19 protein-coding genes are annotated in these 21,725 nt (G+C 71.2%); 16 read left to right on the top strand and 3 right to left on the bottom strand.

Features of this window, described 5'->3' with window-relative positions; translation table 11 throughout:
- Positions 1–87: 87 nt before the first annotated feature.
- The 11 genes from pdxS (at position 88) to relA (ending at position 11,768) form a co-directional block, all read left to right on the top strand.
- The gene (gene pdxS, locus CP969_RS08535) at positions 88–999 is read left to right on the top strand and encodes a pyridoxal 5'-phosphate synthase lyase subunit PdxS (protein ID WP_004990574.1); all 912 of its coding nucleotides are present in this window, start codon (positions 88–90) and stop codon (positions 997–999) included.
- Between the two features lie 8 nt (positions 1,000–1,007).
- The gene (gene pdxT, locus CP969_RS08530; protein ID WP_016827077.1) at positions 1,008–1,595 is read left to right on the top strand and encodes a pyridoxal 5'-phosphate synthase glutaminase subunit PdxT; all 588 of its coding nucleotides are present in this window, start codon (positions 1,008–1,010) and stop codon (positions 1,593–1,595) included.
- A gap of 70 nt (positions 1,596–1,665) precedes the next feature.
- Positions 1,666–2,418, top strand: coding sequence for a YebC/PmpR family DNA-binding transcriptional regulator (locus CP969_RS08525; protein WP_004990576.1), 753 nt, complete (start codon positions 1,666–1,668; stop codon positions 2,416–2,418).
- Positions 2,419–2,550: 132 nt separating this feature from the next.
- A complete protein-coding gene (gene ruvC / locus CP969_RS08520) occupies positions 2,551–3,081 on the top strand; it encodes a crossover junction endodeoxyribonuclease RuvC (protein WP_016827078.1) in 531 nt (176 codons plus the stop codon).
- Complete coding sequence (gene ruvA / locus CP969_RS08515; protein ID WP_004990579.1) at positions 3,078–3,683, top strand: Holliday junction branch migration protein RuvA; 606 nt, start codon at positions 3,078–3,080, stop codon at positions 3,681–3,683. Before ruvC ends, ruvA begins: the two co-directional genes overlap by 4 nt.
- Before the next feature lie 28 nt (positions 3,684–3,711).
- On the top strand, positions 3,712–4,782 hold the full coding sequence (gene ruvB, locus CP969_RS08510) for a Holliday junction branch migration DNA helicase RuvB (protein WP_004990581.1): 1,071 nt from the start codon (positions 3,712–3,714) through the stop codon (positions 4,780–4,782).
- 166 nt (positions 4,783–4,948) lie between these two features.
- A complete protein-coding gene (gene yajC / locus CP969_RS08505; RefSeq protein ID WP_016827079.1) occupies positions 4,949–5,431 on the top strand; it encodes a preprotein translocase subunit YajC in 483 nt (160 codons plus the stop codon).
- A 142-nt stretch (positions 5,432–5,573) separates the two neighbouring features.
- Positions 5,574–7,394, top strand: coding sequence for a protein translocase subunit SecD (secD, locus tag CP969_RS08500; protein ID WP_016827080.1), 1,821 nt, complete (start codon positions 5,574–5,576; stop codon positions 7,392–7,394).
- A gap of 1 nt (position 7,395) precedes the next feature.
- Complete coding sequence (gene secF / locus CP969_RS08495; RefSeq protein WP_004990592.1) at positions 7,396–8,511, top strand: protein translocase subunit SecF; 1,116 nt, start codon at positions 7,396–7,398, stop codon at positions 8,509–8,511.
- On the top strand, positions 8,508–9,047 hold the full coding sequence (locus CP969_RS08490) for an adenine phosphoribosyltransferase (RefSeq protein ID WP_016827081.1): 540 nt from the start codon (positions 8,508–8,510) through the stop codon (positions 9,045–9,047). Before secF ends, CP969_RS08490 begins: the two co-directional genes overlap by 4 nt.
- A gap of 192 nt (positions 9,048–9,239) precedes the next feature.
- The gene (gene relA, locus CP969_RS08480; RefSeq protein ID WP_016827082.1) at positions 9,240–11,768 is read left to right on the top strand and encodes a GTP pyrophosphokinase; all 2,529 of its coding nucleotides are present in this window, start codon (positions 9,240–9,242) and stop codon (positions 11,766–11,768) included.
- A 70-nt stretch (positions 11,769–11,838) separates the two neighbouring features.
- Here relA and CP969_RS08475 read toward each other — a convergent pair whose 3' ends face one another.
- The gene (locus tag CP969_RS08475) at positions 11,839–13,068 is read right to left on the bottom strand and encodes a DUF349 domain-containing protein (RefSeq protein ID WP_016827083.1); all 1,230 of its coding nucleotides are present in this window, start codon (positions 13,066–13,068) and stop codon (positions 11,839–11,841) included.
- A gap of 135 nt (positions 13,069–13,203) precedes the next feature.
- Positions 13,204–14,028, bottom strand: coding sequence for a peptidylprolyl isomerase (locus CP969_RS08470; RefSeq protein ID WP_004990596.1), 825 nt, complete (start codon positions 14,026–14,028; stop codon positions 13,204–13,206).
- Positions 14,029–14,206: 178 nt separating this feature from the next.
- Between CP969_RS08470 and CP969_RS08465 the strand changes: the two genes are divergently transcribed.
- From CP969_RS08465 to rpsD, 5 genes are all read left to right on the top strand, one after another.
- Positions 14,207–14,917 (top strand): MBL fold metallo-hydrolase, encoded by a 711-nt coding sequence (locus tag CP969_RS08465; RefSeq protein ID WP_004990597.1) that lies wholly within the window; start codon positions 14,207–14,209, stop codon positions 14,915–14,917.
- Positions 14,918–14,928: 11 nt separating this feature from the next.
- Positions 14,929–16,191, top strand: a complete 1,263-nt coding sequence (gene hisS / locus CP969_RS08460; protein ID WP_016827084.1) for a histidine--tRNA ligase — start codon at positions 14,929–14,931, stop codon at positions 16,189–16,191.
- Between the two features lie 251 nt (positions 16,192–16,442).
- Positions 16,443–17,108, top strand: coding sequence for a vitamin K epoxide reductase family protein (locus CP969_RS08455; protein WP_016827085.1), 666 nt, complete (start codon positions 16,443–16,445; stop codon positions 17,106–17,108).
- Between the two features lie 44 nt (positions 17,109–17,152).
- Positions 17,153–18,508, top strand: a complete 1,356-nt coding sequence (locus tag CP969_RS08450; RefSeq protein WP_004990601.1) for a replication-associated recombination protein A — start codon at positions 17,153–17,155, stop codon at positions 18,506–18,508.
- A gap of 334 nt (positions 18,509–18,842) precedes the next feature.
- The gene (rpsD, locus tag CP969_RS08445) at positions 18,843–19,457 is read left to right on the top strand and encodes a 30S ribosomal protein S4 (RefSeq protein WP_004990603.1); all 615 of its coding nucleotides are present in this window, start codon (positions 18,843–18,845) and stop codon (positions 19,455–19,457) included.
- A gap of 21 nt (positions 19,458–19,478) precedes the next feature.
- Here the strand turns inward: rpsD and CP969_RS08440 are convergent, their stop codons facing one another.
- Positions 19,479–21,641: an ATP-binding protein gene (locus CP969_RS08440; protein ID WP_016827086.1), complete on the bottom strand. Its 2,163-nt coding sequence runs from the start codon at positions 21,639–21,641 to the stop codon at positions 19,479–19,481.
- Positions 21,642–21,725 lie beyond the last annotated feature (84 nt).

The following is a 21,725-nucleotide window of genomic DNA, read 5'->3' as shown; positions in this document are numbered from 1 at the left end:
GCCTTTCCATTGGCCCTTGCTGTGGACCGGTCCGCTGCCGTTTCCTCAGTGCTGCAGAAACCCCCTTTCCCCTCAGCGAGGTCATTCGTGTCCAGCACGCTCTCCGAAAACCAGGGTCCCGAGACCGGCACCGCGCGCGTGAAGCGCGGCATGGCCGAGCAGCTCAAGGGCGGCGTGATCATGGACGTCGTCACACCGGAGCAGGCGAAGATCGCCGAGGACGCGGGCGCCGTCGCCGTCATGGCCCTGGAGCGGGTCCCGGCCGACATCCGCAAGGACGGCGGCGTGGCCCGGATGTCCGACCCGGACATGATCGAGGGCATCATCGACGCCGTCTCCATCCCGGTCATGGCCAAGTCCCGCATCGGCCACTTCGTCGAGGCGCAGGTGCTGCAGTCGCTCGGCGTCGACTACATCGACGAGTCCGAGGTCCTCACCCCCGCCGACGAGGTCAACCACTCCGACAAGTGGGCGTTCACCACCCCCTTCGTCTGCGGCGCCACCAACCTGGGCGAGGCCCTGCGCCGCATCGCCGAGGGCGCCGCCATGATCCGCTCCAAGGGCGAGGCCGGCACCGGCAACGTCGTGGAGGCCGTGCGCCACCTGCGCCAGATCAAGAACGAGATCGCCAGGCTGCGCGGCTTCGACAACCACGAGCTGTACGCCGCCGCCAAGGAGCTGCGCGCCCCGTACGAGCTGGTCAAGGAGGTCGCCGAGCTGGGCAAGCTGCCCGTGGTCCTCTTCTCCGCCGGTGGTGTCGCCACCCCGGCCGACGCCGCGCTGATGCGCCAGCTCGGCGCCGAGGGCGTCTTCGTCGGCTCCGGCATCTTCAAGTCCGGCGACCCGGCCAAGCGCGCCGCCGCCATCGTCAAGGCGACCACCTTCTACGACGACCCGAAGATCATCGCGGACGCGTCCCGCAACCTGGGCGAGGCCATGGTCGGCATCAACTGCGACACCCTCCCCGAGGCCGAGCGCTACGCCAACCGCGGTTGGTGACCCCTTCCATGAGCGAAGCCCCTGTCATCGGCGTCCTGGCCCTCCAGGGCGACGTGCGGGAGCACCTCACCGCCCTGGCCGCGGCCGGCGCCGTGGCCAGGGCGGTGCGGCGCCCCGAGGAACTCGCCGAGGTCGACGGCCTCGTCCTGCCGGGCGGCGAGTCCACCACCATCTCCAAGCTGGCCGTCCTCTTCGGCCTGATGGAACCCCTCCGCGCGCGCGTGCGGGCCGGCATGCCCGTCTACGGCACCTGCGCCGGCATGATCATGCTCGCCGACAAGATCCTCGACCCGCGCTCCGGCCAGGAGACCGTCGGCGGCATCGACATGATCGTGCGCCGCAACGCCTTCGGACGGCAGAACGAGTCCTTCGAGGCCGCGGTCGACGTCGAGGGCGTCGCCGGCGGCCCCGTGGAGGGCGTCTTCATCCGCGCCCCCTGGGTGGAGTCCGTCGGGGCCGGGGCCGAGGTGCTCGCCGAGCACGACGGACACATCGTGGCGGTCCGCCAGGGCAACGCCCTGGCCACGTCGTTCCACCCGGAGCTGACCGGAGACCACCGCGTGCACGGCCTGTTCGTCGAGATGCTGCGCGCGTGACGGACGGCCGGGTCCTTGTAGGATTCCTTGCGTTCGTTGCAGAGATGGGTTACGCGAAGGAGACAGGCAGATGTCCGGCCACTCTAAATGGGCCACGACGAAGCACAAGAAGGCCGTCATCGACGCCAAGCGCGGCAAGCTCTTCGCGAAGCTGATCAAGAACATCGAGGTCGCGGCCCGGATGGGCGGTGCCGATCCCGAGGGCAACCCGACGCTGTACGACGCCATCCAGAAGGCCAAGAAGCAGTCGGTCCCCAACAAGAACATCGACTCCGCGGTCAAGCGCGGCGCGGGCCTCGAGGCCGGCGGCGCCGACTACGAGACGATCATGTACGAGGGCTACGGTCCGAACGGTGTCGCGGTGCTCATCGAGTGCCTCACCGACAACCGCAACCGCGCCGCCTCCGAGGTCCGCGTCGCCATGACCCGCAACGGCGGCTCCATGGCCGACCCGGGGTCGGTGTCGTACCTCTTCAACCGCAAGGGCGTGGTGATCGTCCCCAAGGACGGGCTGACCGAGGACGACGTCCTCGGCGCCGTCCTGGACGCGGGCGCCGAGGAGGTCAACGACCTCGGCGAGTCCTTCGAGGTCCTCAGCGAGCCGACCGACCTGGTCGCGGTCCGCACCGCCCTCCAGGACGCCGGGATCGACTACGAGTCCGCCGACGCCAACTTCGTCCCGACCATGCAGGTCGAGCTGGACGAGGAGGGCGCGAAGAAGATCTTCAAGCTGATCGACGCCCTGGAGGACAGCGACGACGTGCAGAACGTCTTCGCCAACTTCGACGTGAGCGACGAGATCATGGAGAAGGTCGGCGCGTAACGCCGCGGGCCCCAGCCGACTCGACGGGCCGACGGGGCGCACCCGTCGGCCCGTCGCCCTGTCCGCTCGCCCGCGTTGTCGGTGACAGCGGATAGCCTGCACGAACAGGCGATCGAGAGAGAGGGGTCCGGTGTGCGGGTGCTGGGGGTGGACCCGGGGCTGACCCGGTGCGGCGTCGGCGTGGTCGAGGGCGTCGCCGGGCGGCCGCTCACCATGCTCGGGGTCGGTGTCGTCCGCACCCCGGCGGGCGCCGACCTCGGACACCGCCTCGTCGTCCTCGAGCAGGGCCTCGAGCAGTGGCTGGAGGAGCACCGGCCGGAGTACGTGGCCGTGGAGCGCGTCTTCAGCCAGCACAACGTCCGCACGGTCATGGGCACCGCCCAGGCCAGCGCCGTCGCCCTGCTGTGCGCCTCCCGCCGCGGCATCCCCGTCGCCCTGCACACCCCCAGCGAGGTCAAGGCCGCCGTCACCGGCTCCGGCCGCGCCGACAAGGCGCAGGTCGGCGCCATGGTCACCCGGCTGCTGCGGCTGGCCGCGCCCCCCAAGCCCGCCGACGCGGCCGACGCGCTCGCCCTCGCCATCTGCCACATCTGGCGCGCCCCCGCGCAGAACCGACTCCAGCAGGCGGTCGCCCTGCACGCAACGAAAGGCCGTACGGCATGATCGCCTTCGTCAGCGGCACCGTCGCCGCCCTCGCCCCCGACACCGCGGTCGTCGAGGTCGGCGGTGTCGGCATGGCCGTCCAGTGCACGCCGAACACGCTGTCCACGCTCCGCGTCGGCCGGCCGGCCAAGCTGCACACGTCCCTCGTCGTGCGGGAGGACTCGCTGACCCTGTACGGCTTCGCGGACGACGACGAACGCCAGGTCTTCGAACTGCTGCAGACCGCGAGCGGCGTGGGTCCGAGGCTCGCACAGGCGATGCTCGCCGTGCACACCCCGGACGCCCTGCGCCGTGCCGTCGCGACCGCCGACGAGAAGGCCCTCACCGCCGTACCCGGCATCGGCAAGAAGGGCGCCCAGAAGCTGCTCCTGGAGCTGAAGGACCGCCTGGGCGAACCGGTCGGCGCGCCGGCCGCGGGCGCCCCGGCCGCCGCCGGCTGGCGCGACCAGCTGCACGCCGCCCTGATCGGCCTCGGGTACGCCACCCGCGAGGCCGACGAGGCGGTGGCCGCCGTGGCACCCCAGGCGGAGGCGGCCGGGGGCACGCCCCGGGTCGGCCCGTTGCTGAAGGCGGCCCTGCAGACGCTGAACCGCGCCCGATAGCCCGTACGGAGAGCTGAGGCACACGCACATGAACTGGGACGACACGACCGACACCCCCGCCACCGAGCGGCTCGTCGGTGCGTCCGCCGACGGTGAGGACCAGGCCGTCGAGGCCGCCCTGCGCCCCAAGGACCTGGACGAGTTCATCGGCCAGGAGAAGGTCCGCGAGCAGCTCGACCTCGTGCTGCGGGCCGCCCGCGCCCGGGGCGCGACCGCCGACCACGTGCTGCTCTCCGGCGCCCCCGGCCTCGGCAAGACCACCCTCTCCATGATCATCGCCGCCGAGATGGGCGCCCCCATCCGCATCACCTCCGGCCCCGCCATCCAGCACGCCGGCGACCTCGCGGCGATCCTCTCCTCCCTCCAGGAGGGCGAGGTCCTCTTCCTCGACGAGATCCACCGGATGTCCCGGCCCGCCGAGGAGATGCTGTACATGGCGATGGAGGACTTCCGCGTCGACGTCATCGTCGGCAAGGGGCCCGGCGCCACCGCCATCCCCCTCGAACTGCCCCCCTTCACCCTGGTCGGCGCCACCACCCGCGCGGGCCTGCTGCCGCCGCCGCTGCGCGACCGCTTCGGCTTCACCGCGCACATGGAGTTCTACGAGCCCGCCGAGCTGGAGCGGGTCGTCCACCGCTCGGCGAGCCTCCTCGACGTCGAGATCGACACCGAGGGCGCCGCCGAGATCGCCGGCCGCTCCCGCGGCACGCCCCGGATCGCCAACCGCCTGCTGCGCCGCGTCCGCGACTACGCCCAGGTCAAGGCGGACGGCCTGATCACCAAGGAGATCGCCGCGGCGGCCCTCGCGGTCTACGAGGTCGACGCCCGCGGACTGGACCGGCTCGACCGCGCGGTGCTCCAGGCCCTGCTCAAGCTGTTCGGCGGCGGCCCCGTCGGCCTCTCCACGCTCGCCGTCGCGGTCGGGGAGGAGCGTGAGACAGTGGAGGAAGTGGCCGAACCCTTCCTCGTACGCGAGGGCCTGCTCGCCCGCACCCCGCGCGGGCGGGTCGCGACCCCGGCGGCCTGGGAGCACCTCGGCCTCACCCCGCCCCGCTCGGGAGCCCCCGGAAACGGACAAGGCAACCTGTTCGGGGCGTGACGGCCGAGGCGGTGGCCCCGGCAGGAACCCCGGTGCCATGCTGAGCGTTGTTCCCTGCGCGCGGACTCGCCTAGACTCCGCCGGTGCCACCGTTGTCGGCGGCATCACACCACCCCCAACCAACAGGCCGTTCACCAGCGCGGTCGTGTGAAGGAAGTTCCGACCCGTGAGTCTCCTGACCCTCCTCCCGTTCATTGTGCTCATCGGGGCCATGTTCCTGATGACCCGGTCGGCCAAGAAGAAGCAGCAAGAGGCCATCGAGATGCGGAACCAGATGCAGCCCGGTTCCGGCGTCCGCACCATCGGGGGCATGTATGCCACGGTCAAGGAGGTCAACGAGGACACGGTCCTCCTCGACGCCGGCCCGGGCGTGGACCTGATGTTCGCCAAGAACGCGATCGGTGCCGTCCTGAGCGACGACGAGTACAACCGCATCGTCCACGGCATCGAGCACGACCTGAGGTCCGACGCCGATGTCGTCCCGGACGACGCCTCCTCCCTCACCGGGACCGACGAGCCGGCCGACGCCGCCGTCTCCGACGACAAGCCCGTCGACTTCGGCAAGAAGGACGCGGCCGACGAGCCCGTCGCCGACGCGAAGGCGGACGAGCAGCCGAAGAAGACCGACGGCGGCTCCGAGGCGAAGTAGTAACAGCAGTCGTGTCCCGGGATGCGTGGGCCGGACCCGCGTGCCCCGGGACACGCTCCGTTCGCACGGAATATCGACACCACGCCATGGCCGCCCGCCCGTCGAGCCGGACGCGCAGCGGCCCGAGAGGGAGTACGAGAAGGTGGCCAAACTCAAAAAGGGACAGAAGGCGAGCGTCCAAAGCAAGCCCGGGCGCTCGCTTGCCCTGATCCTGCTCGCCATCGTGGCACTCACCGGAGGCATGTTCGCCTCCGGTCACACCGCTCCGCGTCTGGGTATCGATCTGGCCGGCGGCACGAGCATCACGCTCGCGGCGGTACCGGAAGCCGGCCAGGAATCCGCGATCAACAAGACCAACATGGACACCGCGGTCTCCATCATGGAGCGCCGTGTCAACGGTCTCGGCGTCTCCGAGGCCGAGGTCCAGACGCAGGGCACCCGCAACATCATCGTCAACATTCCCAAGGGCACGAACTCCAAGCAGGCCCGGGAACAGGTCGGCACCACCGCCAAACTCTACTTCCGCCCGGTCATCGCCACCGAACTCGCCGGCGGCGGAGCGGCCCCCACGCCGAGCGCCTCCGGCAGCCCCTCGGGCGAGGGCGCCGGCAAGGACAAGGCGACCGAGAAGGCCACCGAGAAGGCCGCGGACGGGAAGCCCGACGGATCCTCACCCTCCGCCTCCACCGGCCCGTCGGCAGGCTCCACCACCCAGGGCCGCGCGCTCACCGACGCCCTGAAGGCCGACGAGACGCCCTCCGCCGGCGCTTCCGCCGCGGACGAGGCCACCCCCACCCCCACCCCAACCCCTTCCGCGACCGGCGGCACCTCCGGGGACGACGACAGCGCGCTCCAGGCCCGGTACGCCGCGCTCGACTGCACCAAGGAGGCCGTCCGCGCCAAGGCCGGTGACGGTGCCAAGGCCGGTGATTCGACCGTCGCCTGCGGCCGGAACTCCCAGGGCCAGTGGCAGAAGTACCTCCTCGGCCCCGCCGCGGTCGACGGCACGGACGTCGACAAGGCCCAGGCTGTCCTGAACACACAGACCGGTGCCGGCTGGACCGTCACCATGGACTTCACGGACCAGGGTGCCAAGAAGTTCGCCGACATCACCGGCCGGCTGGCCCAGAAGCAGTCCCCGCAGAACCAGTTCGCCATCGTCCTGGACGGCGAGGTGGTCTCCGACCCCTACGTCAGCCAGGCCCTGACCGGCGGCAACGCGGAGATCTCCGGCAACTTCACCCAGCAGTCCTCCCAGGAACTGGCCAACATGCTGTCCTACGGCGCCCTGCCGCTGACCTTCCGCGAGGACAGCGTCACCACCGTCACCGCCGCGCTCGGCGGTGAGCAGCTGCAGGCCGGCCTGATCGCCGGTGCCATCGGCCTCGCCCTGGTCGTCCTCTACCTGCTGGTCTACTACCGGGGCCTGTCCTTCATCGCCCTCCTCTCGCTGCTGGTGTCCGCCGCCCTGACCTACGTGATCATGTCGCTGCTCGGCCCGACCATCGGCTTCGCGCTCAACCTGCCGGCCGTGTGCGGTGCCATCGTGGCGATCGGCATCACGGCGGACTCGTTCATCGTGTACTTCGAACGGGTCCGGGACGAGATCCGTGAGGGCCGCACGCTGCGCCCCGCCGTGGAGCGGGCCTGGCCGCGTGCCCGGCGCACCATCCTGGTCTCCGACTTCGTGTCGTTCCTCGCCGCCGCGGTGCTCTTCGTCGTCACCGTCGGCAAGGTCCAGGGCTTCGCGTTCACGCTCGGCCTGACCACCCTGCTCGATGTCGTGGTGGTGTTCCTCTTCACCAAGCCGCTGCTGACGCTGATGGCCCGGCGGAAGTTCTTCGCGAGCGGTCACAAGTGGTCCGGCCTCGACCCCGAGGCCCTGGGGGCCAAGCCGCCGCTGCGCCGTACCCGCCGTTCCGTCCCCGCCGTCGCCGGCCCCGTCGAGACCAAGGAGGTCTGAGATGTCGAAGCTCGGCACCCTCGGCGCCCGACTGCACCACGGCGAGATCGGCTACGACTTCATCAAGAACCGCAAGATCTGGTACGGCATCTCCGTCCTGGTCACCATCACGGCCATCGTCGGCCTGGCGGTGCGCGGCCTGCACATGGGCATCGAGTTCCAGGGCGGCGCGGTCTTCACCACCCCGAAGAACATGAGCGTCTCGGTCGCCACGGCCGAGAGGTACGCGGAGGACGCGTCCGGTCACGACGCCATCGTCCAGAAGCTCGGCGACGGCAGCATGCGCATCCAGGTCGCCGGCATCGACACGGGCGCGTCGGACAGGATCAAGGACACGCTCGCCCAGGACCTCGAGGTCGACGCGGAGCAGATCAACGCGGAACTGGTCGGCCCCAGCTGGGGCGAGCAGATCGCCAACAAGGCCTGGCAGGGCCTCGGCATCTTCATGGTGCTGATGGTGATCTACCTGGCGATCGCCTTCGAGTGGCGCATGGCGGTCGCCGCGTTCATCGCCCTGATCCACGACATCACCATCACCGTCGGCATCTACGCCCTCGTCGGCTTCGAGGTCACGCCGGGCACGGTGATCGGTCTGCTGACCATCCTCGGTTACTCGCTCTACGACACGGTCGTGGTCTTCGACAGCCTGAAGGAACAGACCAAGGACATCACCAAGCAGACCCGCTGGACGTACAGCGAGGTCGCCAACCGCTCCATCAACAGCACCCTGGTCCGCTCCGTCAACACCACGGTGGTGGCGCTGCTGCCCGTCGCGGGCCTGCTGTTCATCGGTGGCGGTGTCCTCGGCGCCGGCATGCTGAACGACATCTCGCTGTCGCTGTTCGTCGGCCTCGCCGCCGGCGCGTACTCTTCGATCTTCATCGCCACCCCGCTCGTCGCCGACCTCAAGGAACGAGAGCCGGCGATGAAGACCCTCAAGAAGCGCGTCCTGGCCAAGCGGGCCCACGGGGCGGCCAGGGACGAGTCCCAGGACGCCCCGGCCGCCGCCGACGACGCGTACGACGACGAAGAAAACGCCCCCGCCGTCGTCGGTTCGCGCAACCAGTCCGCGTCGCGCGGCCGCGGCCGGGGCCGGAGCTCGGGAAGGCGCCGATGACCGACATCAAGGAACTGCTGCTCAGCCGCATCCGGGACGTGGTGGACTACCCGGAGCCGGGCGTGATGTTCAAGGACATCACGCCGCTCCTGGCGGACCCGGCGGCCTTCACCGCGCTCACCGACGCCCTGGTCGGCATCGCCGAGCAGACCGGCGCCACCAAGGTCGTCGGCCTGGAGGCCCGGGGCTTCATCCTCGCCGCCCCGGTCGCCGTCCGCGCGGGCCTGGGCTTCATCCCCGTGCGCAAGGCGGGCAAGCTCCCCGGAGCCACCCTCGGCCAGGCGTACGACCTGGAGTACGGCTCCGCGGAGATCGAGGTGCACGCGGAGGACCTCTGCGGGGACGACCGCGTCCTGGTGGTCGACGACGTCCTCGCCACCGGGGGCACCGCCGAGGCGTCGGTCCGGCTCATCCGCAGGGCGGGCGCCGAGGTCGCGGGCCTCGCCGTGCTGATGGAGCTCGGCTTCCTCGGCGGCCGCGCCCGTCTGGAACCGGCCCTGGCGGGCGCACCGCTGGAGGCGCTGCTCACCGTCTGACCGGCCGACGGCACGGCGGACAGGCCCTTGTCCCACCACGCAGGCGGACCCGGAGGAATCCGGCGTCCGCCTCGTGCGTTTCCCGGGTGGACGGTCCTCACACCGCTCCGGAGGCGATCGGCAGGCGCAGGATCGCTACCATGGGATCTCCGGAGCCTGACCGGGGACCCGGATCGCGCACGAGGAGCCCTCTTGCCAGACGAGGCCCAGCACCTGACCGCCGCCAAGCCCGAGTCCGCCTCGGCGGCCGCGGCCAAGCCCGCGCCGAGCGCGCCGCAGGCGAAGAACGACCTCCGCGGGCCGGTCCGGCACGCCCAGGCCACCCCCGTCGACAAGCCCGAGCAGCCGCGCCCCAAGCCGGCCCCGCCCGAGCGTTCCGCCTCCATGGCCCGCCCGAACACGGGCCAGCCCGCCCGCTCCGGTTCCTCCAACCGCGTCCGCGCCCGCCTCGCCCGGCTCGGTGTCCAGCGCGCGAACCCGTACAACCCGGTGCTGGAGCCGCTGCTGCGGATCGTGCGCAGCAACGACCCCAAGATCGAGAACGCCACGCTCCGCCAGATCGAGCGCGCCTACCAGGTCGCCGAGCGCTGGCACCGCGGGCAGAAGCGCAAGAGCGGCGACCCGTACATCACGCACCCGCTCGCCGTCACCACCATCCTCGCCGAGCTCGGCATGGACCCGGCCACGCTGATGGCCGGCCTGCTGCACGACACGGTCGAGGACACGGAGTACGGCCTGGAGGACCTGCGCCGCGACTTCGGCGACGTGGTCACCCTGCTCGTCGACGGCGTCACCAAGCTGGACAAGGTCAAGTTCGGCGAGGCCGCCCAGGCCGAGACCGTGCGCAAGATGGTCGTCGCCATGGCCAAGGACCCCCGGGTCCTGGTCATCAAGCTCGCCGACCGCCTGCACAACATGCGCACCATGCGCTACCTCAAGCGCGAGAAGCAGGAGAAGAAGGCGCGCGAGACCCTGGAGATCTACGCGCCGCTCGCCCACCGCCTGGGCATGAACACCATCAAGTGGGAGCTGGAGGACCTCGCCTTCGCGATCCTCTACCCCAAGATGTACGACGAGATCGTCCGCCTGGTCGCCGAGCGCGCCCCCAAGCGCGACGAGTACCTCGCCATCGTCACCGACGAGGTGCAGCAGGACCTCAGGGCGGCCCGCATCAAGGCCACCGTCACCGGCCGCCCCAAGCACTACTACAGCGTCTACCAGAAGATGATCGTCCGCGGCCGTGACTTCGCGGAGATCTACGACCTGGTGGGCATCCGCGTCCTCGTGGACACCGTCCGCGACTGCTACGCGGCCCTCGGCACGGTGCACGCGCGATGGAACCCGGTCCCCGGCCGGTTCAAGGACTACATCGCGATGCCCAAGTTCAACATGTACCAGTCGCTGCACACGACGGTCATCGGCCCCGGCGGCAAGCCGGTCGAGCTGCAGATCCGCACGTTCGACATGCACCGCCGCGCCGAGTACGGCATCGCCGCGCACTGGAAGTACAAGCAGGAGGCCGTCGCCGGCGCCTCCAAGGTGCGCACGGACGCGCCCAGGTCCGCCGGCAAGGACAAGGACGCCGTCAACGACATGGCGTGGCTGCGGCAGCTCCTGGACTGGCAGAAGGAGACCGAGGACCCGGGCGAGTTCCTGGAGTCGCTGCGCTTCGACCTGTCCCGCAACGAGGTCTTCGTCTTCACCCCCAAGGGGGACGTCATCGCCCTCCCCGCGGGCGCCACCCCGGTGGACTTCGCGTACGCGGTCCACACCGAGGTCGGCCACCGCACCATAGGCGCGCGGGTCAACGGCCGCCTCGTCCCGCTCGAGTCCACGCTGGACAACGGCGACCTGGTGGAGGTCTTCACCTCCAAGGCGGCCGGCGCGGGCCCCTCCCGCGACTGGCTCGGCTTCGTCAAGTCGCCGCGCGCCCGCAACAAGATCCGCGCCTGGTTCTCCAAGGAGCGCCGCGACGAGGCCATCGAGCAGGGCAAGGACGCCATCGTCCGCGCGATGCGCAAGCAGAACCTGCCGATCCAGCGCATCCTCACCGGCGACTCGCTGGTCACGCTCGCGCACGAGATGCGCTACTCGGACATCTCCGCGCTGTACGCGGCGATCGGCGAGGGCCACGTCTCCGCGCAGAACATCGTGCAGAAGCTGGTCCAGGCCCTCGGCGGCGAGGAGGCGGCCACCGAGGAGATCGACGAGGCGGTCCCGCCGGCCCGCGGCCGCGGCCGCAAGCGCCGCTCCAGCTCCGACCCCGGCGTCGTCGTCAAGGGCGTCGAGGACGTCTGGGTCAAACTGGCCCGCTGCTGCACCCCGGTCCCCGGCGACCCGATCATCGGCTTCGTCACCCGCGGCAGCGGCGTCTCGGTGCACCGCAGCGACTGCGTGAACGTCGACTCGCTCTCCCGCGAGCCCGAGCGCATCCTCGAGGTCGAGTGGGCGCCCACCCAGTCCTCCGTCTTCCTGGTCGCCATCCAGGTCGAGGCCCTGGACCGCTCCCGGCTGCTCTCGGACGTCACGCGCGTGCTGTCCGACCAGCACGTCAACATCCTCTCCGCGGCCGTCCAGACCTCCCGGGACCGCGTGGCGACCTCCCGCTTCACCTTCGAGATGGGCGACCCCAAGCACCTCGGACACGTCCTGAAGGCCGTACGGGGCGTGGAGGGCGTCTACGACGTCTACCGCGTGACGTCGGCCCGCAACCGCTCGTAGCACCGCGCGGCACACGAGAGGGGCTCCCGTACCCGAGGTACGGGAGCCCCTCTCGCGATGCGGGCGACCCTCAGCCGCCGAACTCCTGCAGACCCTTCAGCGCCTGGTCCAGCAGGGCCTGGCGGCCCTCCAGCTCCCGCTCCAGCTTCTCCGCCTTGGCGCTGTTGCCCTGCGCCCGGGCCTGCTCGATCTGGCCCTTCAGCTTGTCCACGGCGGCCTGCAGCTGGCCGGTGAGGCCCTCGGCACGCGCGCGTGCCTCCGGGTTCGTCCGGCGCCACTCGGCCTCCTCGGCCTCCTGCAGGGCCCGCTCCACGGCGTGCATCCGGCCCTCGACCCTCGGCCGTGCGTCCCGCGGCACGTGGCCGATGGCCTCCCAGCGCTCGTTGACCGCGCGGAACGCGGCCCGCGCGGCCTTCAGGTCCGTGATCGGCAGGAGCTTCTCGGCCTCCCCGGCCAGCTCCTCCTTGAGCTTGAGGTTCTCGGCCTGCTCCGCGTCACGCTCGGCGAACACCGAACTGCGGGCGGCGAAGAAGACGTCCTGCGCACCGCGGAAGCGGTTCCACAGGTCCTCCTCGTGCTCGCGCTGCGCGCGGCCCGCGGCCTTCCACTCCGCCATCAGCTCGCGGTAGCGCGCCGCGGTGGGACCCCAGTCCGTCGAGCCCGACAGCGCCTCCGCCTCGGCGACCAGCCGCTCCTTGGTCCGGCGGGCCTCCTCGCGCTGCGCGTCCAACTGCGCGAAGTGCTGCTTGCGCCGCTTGGAGAACGCCGAGCGCGCGTGCGAGAACCGGTGCCACAGCTCGTCGTCGGACTTCCGGTCCAGCCGCGGCAGACCCTTCCAGGTGTCCACCAGGGCCCGCAGCCGCTCACCGGCGACCCGCCACTGGTCGGACTGCGCCAGCTCCTCCGCCTCGACGACCAGCGCCTCCTTGGCCTGACGCGCCTCCTCGGACTGCCGGGCCCGCTGCGCCTTGCGCTCCTCGCGACGCGCCTCCACCAGTTCCACGAGCTTGTCCAGCCGGGCCCTGAGGGCGTCCAGGTCACCGACCGCGTGGTGGGCGTCGACCTGCTCCCGCAGGTGCTCGATCGCGGTCAGGGCGTCCTTGGACGACAGGTCGGTGGTCTTCACTCGCTTCTCGAGGAGGCCGATCTCGACAACCAGGCCCTCGTACTTGCGCTCGAAGTAGGCCAGTGCCTCATCGGGAGAGCCGGCCTGCCAGGAACCGACGACCTTCTCGCCGTCGGCCGTACGCACGTACACGGTCCCCGTCTCGTCGACGCGGCCCCACGGGTCGCTGCTCACAGCGCCTCCTCCACATGATGCCTGCGGGGGGCTCGTGTTCCCCCGGGCATCGTCCACAGTTTCGTCACGGCCAACATAGGCGACCGACGGGACGCCTGTCCGCATCCCGCGCGACCGAAATTACGCAGTTGAGGGTCAGGATTTCGCGACCGTCGCCTTGTCGATCACGACCGTCGCGTTCGGTGCGGTGTTGCCGGTGGTCGGGTCGGCGGGCTGCGCCCCCGCACCGGCGATCTTCTTCAGCACCTTCATGCCGTCCTCCGAGACGGTGCCGAACGGTGTGTAGCTGGGCGGGAGCTGACTGTCCTGGTAGACCAGGAAGAACTGGCTGCCGCCACTGTCCTTCTGCCCGGTGTTGGCCATCGCGACCGTGCCCGCCGGGTAGATGTTGTCCTTCAGGCTTTTGTCCTTCAGGTTCTCGTCCGGGATCGTGTAGCCGGGACCGCCGGTGCCGGTGCCCGTCGGGTCGCCGCACTGCAGCACGTAGATGCCCTCGGTGGTGAGCCGGTGGCACTTGGTGTGGTCGAAGTAGCCCTTGTCCGCCAGGAAGCTGAACGAGTTGACCGTGTGCGGAGCCGCCGACGCCTTCAGCGCCACCTCGATCTCGCCGCAGGTCGTGTCGAGCGTCATCGTGTACTTCGCCGACTTGTCGATGGACAGCGCCGGCTCCTTCTTCCAGGTCTGCGACTTCGGCTCGCCCTTCGCGGGCTTGTCGCACGGGTCCGGCGCCTTGCTCGTCGGGCTCGGCGTGACCTCCGCGTTGGCGTTGGTGCTGTCGTCGTCCTGGTCGAGTGCTCCGGTCGTGTACAGCGCGAGACTGCCCACGAGAACCACTCCGAGGGAGGACGCGATCACCGAGTTGCGGATCCGCGCCTTGCGCCGCGCTTCGGTGCGGCGCTGCTGCTGCCGCAAGAACTTCTCCCGGGCGAGCTGACGCCGCCGCTGTTCCTGGCTGACCACCGGGTTCTCTCCTCATGCGTCTCGTGTGCCGACCGGTACGCGTGGCGGCGGTGGGCCGACCCTCTGCGTGTGCCCGTACCGTATATGGGTTCGCTGAGGAATCGGCAGCGCCGGTAGGCTCTGACCACGGGCGCAGCCCGTCGCAAGCCTCCCGTAACCGACACAACGAAGGACGATCGTGCTCATTGCCGGGTTCCCCGCCGGGGCCTGGGGGACGAACTGCTATCTCGTCGCCCCCGCCGCCGGTGAGGAGTGCGTGATCATCGACCCCGGCCATCAGGCCGCCCCCGGAGTGGAGGAGGCGGTCAGGAAGCACCGCCTCAAGCCCGTCGCCGTCGTCCTCACCCACGGCCACATCGACCACGTGGCCTCGGTCGTCCCGGTCTGCGGAGCGCACGGCGTACCGGCCTGGATCCACCCCGAGGACCGGTACATGATGAGCGACCCCGAGAAGGCGCTGGGCCGCTCCATCGGGATGCCGCTGATGGGCGAGCTGACCGTGGGGGAGCCGGACGACGTCAGGGAGATGACGGACGGCACGAAGCTGGAGCTGGCCGGCCTGGAGCTGACGGTCGCGCACGCGCCCGGCCATACCAAGGGGTCGGTGACCTTCGGCCTGCCCGAGGCGGCGGACATCCCGCCGATCCTCTTCTCGGGCGACCTGCTGTTCGCCGGCTCCATCGGACGCACCGACCTGCCCGGCGGTGACATGGCCGAGATGCTCGACTCGCTGGCCCGCGTGTGCCTGCCGCTCGACGACTCGACCGTGGTGCTGTCCGGCCACGGCCCCCAGACGACCATCGGCCAGGAGCGCGCCACCAACCCGTATCTGCGGCAGGTGGCGGCCGGCGGCCAGGGAGCCGCCGAGGCTCCCCGACGAGGAATGTGACGAGACCTTCCGTGAGCACCTTCAAGGCCCCCAAGGGCACGTACGACCTGATCCCGCCGGACAGCGCCAAGTACCTCGCCGTCCGCGACGCCATCGCCGCCCCGCTGCGCAACTCCGGCTACGGCTACATCGAGACGCCCGGCTTCGAGAGCGTCGAGCTGTTCGCGCGCGGGGTCGGCGAGTCCACCGACATCGTGACCAAGGAGATGTACGCCTTCGAGACCAAGGGCGGCGACCGGCTCGCGCTGCGCCCCGAGGGCACCGCCTCCGTGCTGCGCGCCGCCCTGGAGGCCAACCTGCACAAGGCGGGCAACCTCCCGGTCAAGCTCTGGTACTCCGGCTCGTACTACCGCTACGAGCGCCCGCAGAAGGGCCGCTACCGCCACTTCTCCCAGGTCGGCGCCGAGGCGATCGGCGCGGAGGACCCGGCGCTGGACGCCGAGCTGATCATCCTGGCCGACCAGGCGTACCGCTCGCTGGGCCTGAGCGACTTCCGCATCCTGCTGAACTCGCTGGGCGACCAGGAGTGCCGCCCGGTGTACCGGGCCGCGCTGCAGGACTTCCTGCGCGGCCTGGACCTGGACGAGGACACCCTGCGCCGCGCGGAGATCAACCCGCTGCGCGTGCTGGACGACAAGCGGGAGTCGGTGCAGAAGCAGCTGACGGGCGCCCCCCTGCTGCGCGACTACCTCTGCGACGCCTGCAAGACGTACCACGAGGAGGTCCGCGAGCTGATCACGGCCGCGGGAGTGGCCTTCGAGGACGACCCCAAGCTGGTGCGCGGCCTGGACTACTACACGCGGACCACCTTCGAGTTCGTCCACGACGGTCTCGGCTCCCAGTCCGCGGTGGGCGGCGGCGGCCGCTACGACGGCCTGTCGGAGATGATCGGCGGCCCCGCGCTGCCGTCCGTCGGCTGGGCCCTCGGCGTCGACCGCACCGTGCTGGCCCTGGAGGCGGAGGGGGTCGAGCTCCAACTCCCCGAGACCACCAGCGTGTTCGCGGTCCCGCTCGGCGAGGAGGCCCGCCGGGTGCTGTTCGCGAAGGTCACCGAGCTGCGCAAGAACGGCGTCGCCGCCGACTTCGCCTACGGCGGCAAGGGCCTGAAGGCCGCGATGAAGGCCGCTCACCGCTCGGGCGCCCGCTACGCCCTGGTGCTGGGCGAACGCGACCTCGCCGAGGGCGTGGTCCAGCTCAAGAACATGGAGTCCGGCGAGCAGACGGCGGTCGGTGTGAACGAGATCGTCGCGGAGCTGGAGTCACGGCTCGGCTGACGCGGCGCGCGAGGCGCCGGACACCCCGGATGTCCGGCGCCTTCGTCAACCTTGCGAACGCCGTTTCGCCCGTGCGTGGGATATGAGGGGAGCAGGTGTGCGGCAGTGCCGCACACGTCGGCCGAAACCGAACGCCCACGGGCGATCATCCGCGGGCCCTTGTGCCCGGCGACCGGCGGATCCGCGGTCCCGTACGGCACAATGGCCCTGCCCGAAGCAGGTCCACACTCTCTAGTGACGGAATCGGCGTGATGAGCAAGACGACAGTCAAGGACGTCGCCATGGAGCCCGAACCCCCCACCTCGCCGGAGCGTGCCGCCGCACCGCGCAAGGAAGGGGCGAGCCGGGCCCTCGCACTGCTCCTGGTGATCACCGGTGCGGCCGGTGTGCTCGCCGCGTGGGTGATCACGCTCGACAAGTTCAAGCTGCTCGAGGCCAAGGTCAGGGGCGAGACGTTCGTCCCCGGCTGCAGCCTCAACCCCGTCGTCTCCTGCGGCAGCGTGATGGAGAGCGACCAGGCCTCCGTCTTCGGCTTCCCCAACCCGATGCTCGGCCTCGTCACCTACGGCATCGTCGTCTGCGTCGGCATGAGCCTGCTCGCCGGTGCCCGCTTCCCGCGCTGGTACTGGCTCACCCTCAACGCCGGCACGCTCTTCGGCACCGTCTTCTGCGCCTGGCTGATGTTCCAGTCCCTGTACCGGATCAACGCCCTGTGCCTGTGGTGCTGCCTGGCCTGGGTCGCCACGATCGTCATGTTCTGGTACGTCACGTCGTTCAACGTCCGCAAGGGCCTCCTGCCCGCGCCGGGCTGGCTGAGGAGCTTCTTCGGCGAGTTCACCTGGGTGCTGCCGACCCTGCACATCGGCATCATCGGCATGCTGGTCCTGACCCGCTGGTGGGACTTCTGGACCGGCTGACGGCGCCCGTCGCACTGTCGGCGCGGTGATTTAGGGTTGCCGACGTGGAGCCCGACCTGTTCACCGCCGCAGCAGAAGAACGCCAGGAGAAGGACCCGGCCGGCAGCCCCCTCGCGGTCCGGATGCGTCCGCGCACCCTCGACGAGGTGGTGGGCCAGCAGCACTTGCTGAAGCCGGGGTCCCCCCTGCGCAGGCTGGTCGGCGAGGGCTCCTCGGGCCCCGCCGGACCGTCCTCGGTGATCCTGTGGGGACCGCCCGGCACCGGCAAGACGACCCTGGCCTACGTCGTCTCCAAGGCCACCAACAAGCGCTTCGTCGAACTCTCGGCGATCACCGCGGGCGTCAAGGAGGTCCGCGCGGTCATCGACGGCGCCCGCCGCGCCTCCGGCGGGTACGGCCAGGAGACCGTCCTCTTCCTCGACGAGATCCACCGTTTCAGCAAGGCCCAGCAGGACTCCCTGCTCCCCGCCGTGGAGAACCGCTGGGTCACCCTGATCGCCGCGACCACCGAGAACCCCTACTTCTCGGTCATCTCCCCGCTGCTGTCCCGCTCCCTCCTGCTCACGCTCGAACCCCTCACCGACGACGACGTCCGGGACCTGCTGCGGCGGGCGCTCACCGACGAGCGGGGCCTGGGCGGCGCCGTCGCCCTCCCCGAGGACACCGAGGGCCACCTGCTGCGCATCGCCGGCGGCGACGCCCGCCGCGCGCTGACCGCCCTGGAGGCCGCCGCCGGGGCCGCCCTCGACAAGGGCGAGGCGGAGATCGCCCTGACCACGCTGGAGGAGACGGTCGACCGGGCCGCGGTGAAGTACGACCGCGACGGCGACCAGCACTACGACGTCGCCAGCGCCCTGATCAAGTCCATCCGCGGCTCCGACGTGGACGCCGCCCTGCACTACCTGGCCCGGATGATCGAGGCCGGCGAGGACCCCCGCTTCATCGCCCGCCGCCTGATGATCTCCGCCAGCGAGGACATCGGCCTCGCCGATCCGAACGCCCTGCCGATCGCGGTCGCCGCCGCCCAGGCCGTCGCCATGATCGGCTTCCCCGAGGCCGCCCTCACCCTCAGCCACGCCACCATCGCCCTCGCCCTGGCCCCCAAGTCCAACGCGGCCACCACCGCGATCGGCGCCGCCCTCGACGACGTGCGCAAGGGCCTGGCCGGACCCGTGCCGCCGCACCTGCGCGACGGGCACTACAAGGGCGCGGCCAAGCTGGGGCACGCCCAGGGGTACGTGTACCCCCACGACCTGCCCGAGGGCATCGCCGCCCAGCAGTACGCCCCGGACGCCCTCAAGGACCGCCAGTACTACGAACCCACCCGGCACGGTGCCGAGGCCCGGTACGCGGACGCCGTGGAGTGGACCAGGAAACACCTCGGTCGGAAGCGGTCCTGACCACCCTGTAGACTTTCCCGAAGAGCTGCGTCCCGCGTCCGGCCCCCGAGAGGGGAGCCGGCATCACCAGAGCGGGACATCCAGCCGGAGACCCGGCCCCAGGGCGGGGATCTCCAGGAGCGTCGCGCACCGGCGAACGGTGTCGCGGGCAGCCCGCCACCATCCGGATCCCCGGAAGCGGTCGGTGGGCCACTCGCGTGCTGCACGTATGTGCCCAGACCAGGGGAGCGGCTGCCCGGCAGGTCCCTTCACGGACCCGCGGGGTTTCCCCGGCTGCGGATGCGACCTCCCTTAACCCTGGTGAGCCGGAAACTTTGGAAAAGAGACAGAGACAGTGGCGAATCAGTCCCGCCCCAAGGTCAAGAAGTCGCGTGCCCTCGGTATCGCGCTGACCCCGAAGGCCGTCAAGTACTTCGAGGCCCGTCCCTACCCGCCCGGTGAGCACGGCCGCGGCCGCAAGCAGAACTCGGACTACAAGGTCCGTCTGCTGGAGAAGCAGCGTCTGCGCGCGCAGTACGACGTCTCCGAGCGCCAGCTGGTCCGCGCCTACGAGCGTGCCGCCAAGACCACGATGAAGACGGGCGACGCCCTCGTCATCGAGCTCGAGCGCCGCCTCGACGCGCTGGTCCTGCGTTCGGGCATCGCCCGCACGATCTACCAGGCCCGCCAGATGGTCACGCACGGCCACATCCAGGTCAACGGCAAGAAGGTCGACAAGCCCTCCTTCCGTGTCCGCCCGGACGACGTCGTGCAGGTCCGCGACCGCAGCAAGGACAAGACGCTCTTCCAGATCGCCCGCGAGGGCGGCTTCGCCCCCGACGGCGAGACCCCGCGCTACCTCCAGGTGAACCTCAAGGCCCTGGCGTTCCGCCTGGACCGTGAGCCGAACCGCAAGGAGATCCCGGTGATCTGCGACGAGCAGCTCGTCGTCGAGTTCTACGCCCGCTGACCGCAGCAGGCGCGCGGTACCTCAGCCCGCCGTCTCCCCGCCCTTCCGGGTGGGCGAGGCGGCGGGCTCGTGCGTGGGGGCGGCACTCGGGGCCGCCTGCTGCGCCGGCCCGCGCCGCGCGGACGCGGCGGCCGGCTCCCCGGACCGCCGCAGCGCCCGGCGGACGGCCTCGTCCCGGCCGAGCCGCGCTCCCTTCCGCCGGTACTCCTCGTACCGCTCGTCGCCGAGGCACTCACGGGCCCGGGCCTCGCACAGCTCGTGCGGCGCGTTGTAGTGGGCCGAGCCGAACAGCGGCAGCCCCACCGACGGCCACATCCGGTCCGCCGCCCCCTGGAGCACCGCCGCCTCGGCCACCTCCCCCTCCGTCGCGGTGACCAGCGCCATCAGCTCCAGCGCCAGCACGGCGCCGAGCAGGTCGCGGAAGGCGTGCGCCCCCTCCAGGCAGTCCGTCAGCAGCGCCCGCGCCCTGCCCGGATCGCCCTCGCCCCAGGCCGCGTACGCCAGGACGTAGAGGGCGTAGGTGCGGGCCCACCGCTCACCGTGGTCGTCGCAGATCCGGCGCACGTCCTCGCACAGCCGCACCGCCTCCGGCAGGTCGCCCTGGAAGGCACGTGCCATCGCCAGTTCGACCTGGTTCATCAGGACGTTGCTGTTGAGCTCGCCGATCTCCCCGTAGCGGTCCAGCGCCGAGCGCAGCAGCGTCTCCGCGCGCGGCATGTCGTCCGCGACGAGGGCCAGGCAGCCGGTGCGGTGCTCGGCGTACGCCAGCGCCGTGCCGTTCGCGACCCGCTCCGCCTCCCGGCGGCACTCCTGGAGCGCCGCCAGCGCGGCCGTGGTGTCGCCCTGCAGGATCGCCACGTACCCCAGCACCCACAGGGCCTTGAGCCGCGGCTGCTCGTGGCCGGAATCCAGCCGGGCGGCCCGCTCCAGCCAGTGCCGCCCCTCCGACAGCCGGCCGCAGCCGACCCAGTAGAACCACAGCGAGCCCGCGAGGAACTGCCCCAGATACGCCTCCTCCGGCTCGGTCAGGGCCAGCTCCAGGGCACGGCGCAGATTCGGCAGCTCCGCCTCCACGCGCGCGGCGATCTCGCTCTGCCGCGGGGAGAACCAGTCCAGCTCGCACCAGGTGGCCAGCCCCACGTACCAGTCCCGGTGCCGCCGCCCGACCCGCTCCGCGTCGCCCGTCGCCGCCAGCCATTCGGCACCGTACGCGCGCAGCGTGTCCAGCATCCGGTAGCGCGCACCCGCCGCCGTCTCCTCGCGCGTCAGCACCGACTGCGCGAGCAGCGCGGTCAGCACGTCGAGGACGTGTGCGGCGGGCAGGCCGTTCCCGCCGCACACGTACTCGGCGGCCTCCAGGTCGAACGGCCCCGCGAACACCGACAGCCGCGCCCACAGCAACCGCTCCTCGGGCGTGCACAGTTCGTGGCTCCAGCCGATCGCCGTGCGCAGCGTGCGGTGCCGGGGCAGGGCGTCCCGGCAGCCGCCGGTCAGCAGCCGGAACCGGTCGTCGAGCCGCTCCAGCAACTGCCCCGGGGACAGCGTCCCCAGCCGCCCCGCGGCCAGCTCGATCGCGAGCGGCAGCCCATCCAGCCGCCGGCACAGGGCCCGTGCCTCGCGGCCGTCCCCGGCGGACACCGCGTGCTGCGCCGCGCGCACCTCCAGCAGCGCCACCGCCTCGTCCTCGCCCAGCGGAGCCAGCGGGAACAGCGTCTCCCCGGTGACGGACAGAGCCCGCCGCCCCACGGCGAGCACCTGCAGTCCCGGCGCCCGGCGCAGCAGCTCGGCCACCAGCGAGGCGCAGGCGTCCACCAGGTGCTCGAACCCGTCCAGCACCAGCAGGACCCGGCGCCCGGCGAGATGACGGAGCAGGGTCTCGCACGGCGGCCGGGTGGTGTGGTCCGTCAGTCCCAGGGCCTCCATGACGGCGTGGTCCACGAACTCCGGATCCCTGACCGGCGCCAGTTCCACCCGCCACGCCCCGTCGCGGGGCGCGCACCGCGCGGCGGCGCGGAGGGCCAGACGCGACTTGCCGACCCCGCCCGTCCCGGTCACCGTCACCAGGCGTGCGGCCCCGAGCGCCCGGGACAGCCCGGCCAGTTCCTCGCAGCGCCCCACGAAGGGGTCCGGCTCCAGGGGCAGGTTGCCGTGCGCCGGTGTGGCGGCGTACCCGAGATCCCGCATGGGACACGCAGCGTACTGAAGCGTATTCACTCCGTACAATCGCTTCGCGCAACTCCACCGACGCCGGACGGTAATCCGGTACGG

Origin of the sequence: Streptomyces viridosporus T7A, assembly GCF_008704515.1 — a bacterium.
Classification (GTDB): domain Bacteria; phylum Actinomycetota; class Actinomycetes; order Streptomycetales; family Streptomycetaceae; genus Streptomyces; species Streptomyces viridosporus.
Note: the sequence above shows the minus strand (reverse complement) of the source record. Positions and strands in the feature narration are given on the sequence as shown.

Excerpts from the sequence above, each read along its gene's own strand:
- pdxT (WP_016827077.1), top strand. The coding sequence starts at position 1,008 with ATGAGCGAAGCCCCTGTCATCGGCGTCCTGGCCCTCCAGGGCGACGTG.
- CP969_RS08525 (WP_004990576.1), top strand. The coding sequence starts at position 1,666 with ATGTCCGGCCACTCTAAATGGGCCACGACGAAGCACAAGAAGGCCGTC.
- ruvA (WP_004990579.1), top strand. The coding sequence starts at position 3,078 with ATGATCGCCTTCGTCAGCGGCACCGTCGCCGCCCTCGCCCCCGACACC.
- ruvB (WP_004990581.1), top strand. The coding sequence starts at position 3,712 with ATGAACTGGGACGACACGACCGACACCCCCGCCACCGAGCGGCTCGTC.
- secF (WP_004990592.1), top strand. The coding sequence starts at position 7,396 with ATGTCGAAGCTCGGCACCCTCGGCGCCCGACTGCACCACGGCGAGATC.
- CP969_RS08490 (WP_016827081.1), top strand. The coding sequence starts at position 8,508 with ATGACCGACATCAAGGAACTGCTGCTCAGCCGCATCCGGGACGTGGTG.
- CP969_RS08455 (WP_016827085.1), top strand. The coding sequence starts at position 16,443 with ATGAGCAAGACGACAGTCAAGGACGTCGCCATGGAGCCCGAACCCCCC.
- CP969_RS08440 (WP_016827086.1), bottom strand. The coding sequence starts at position 21,641 with ATGCGGGATCTCGGGTACGCCGCCACACCGGCGCACGGCAACCTGCCC.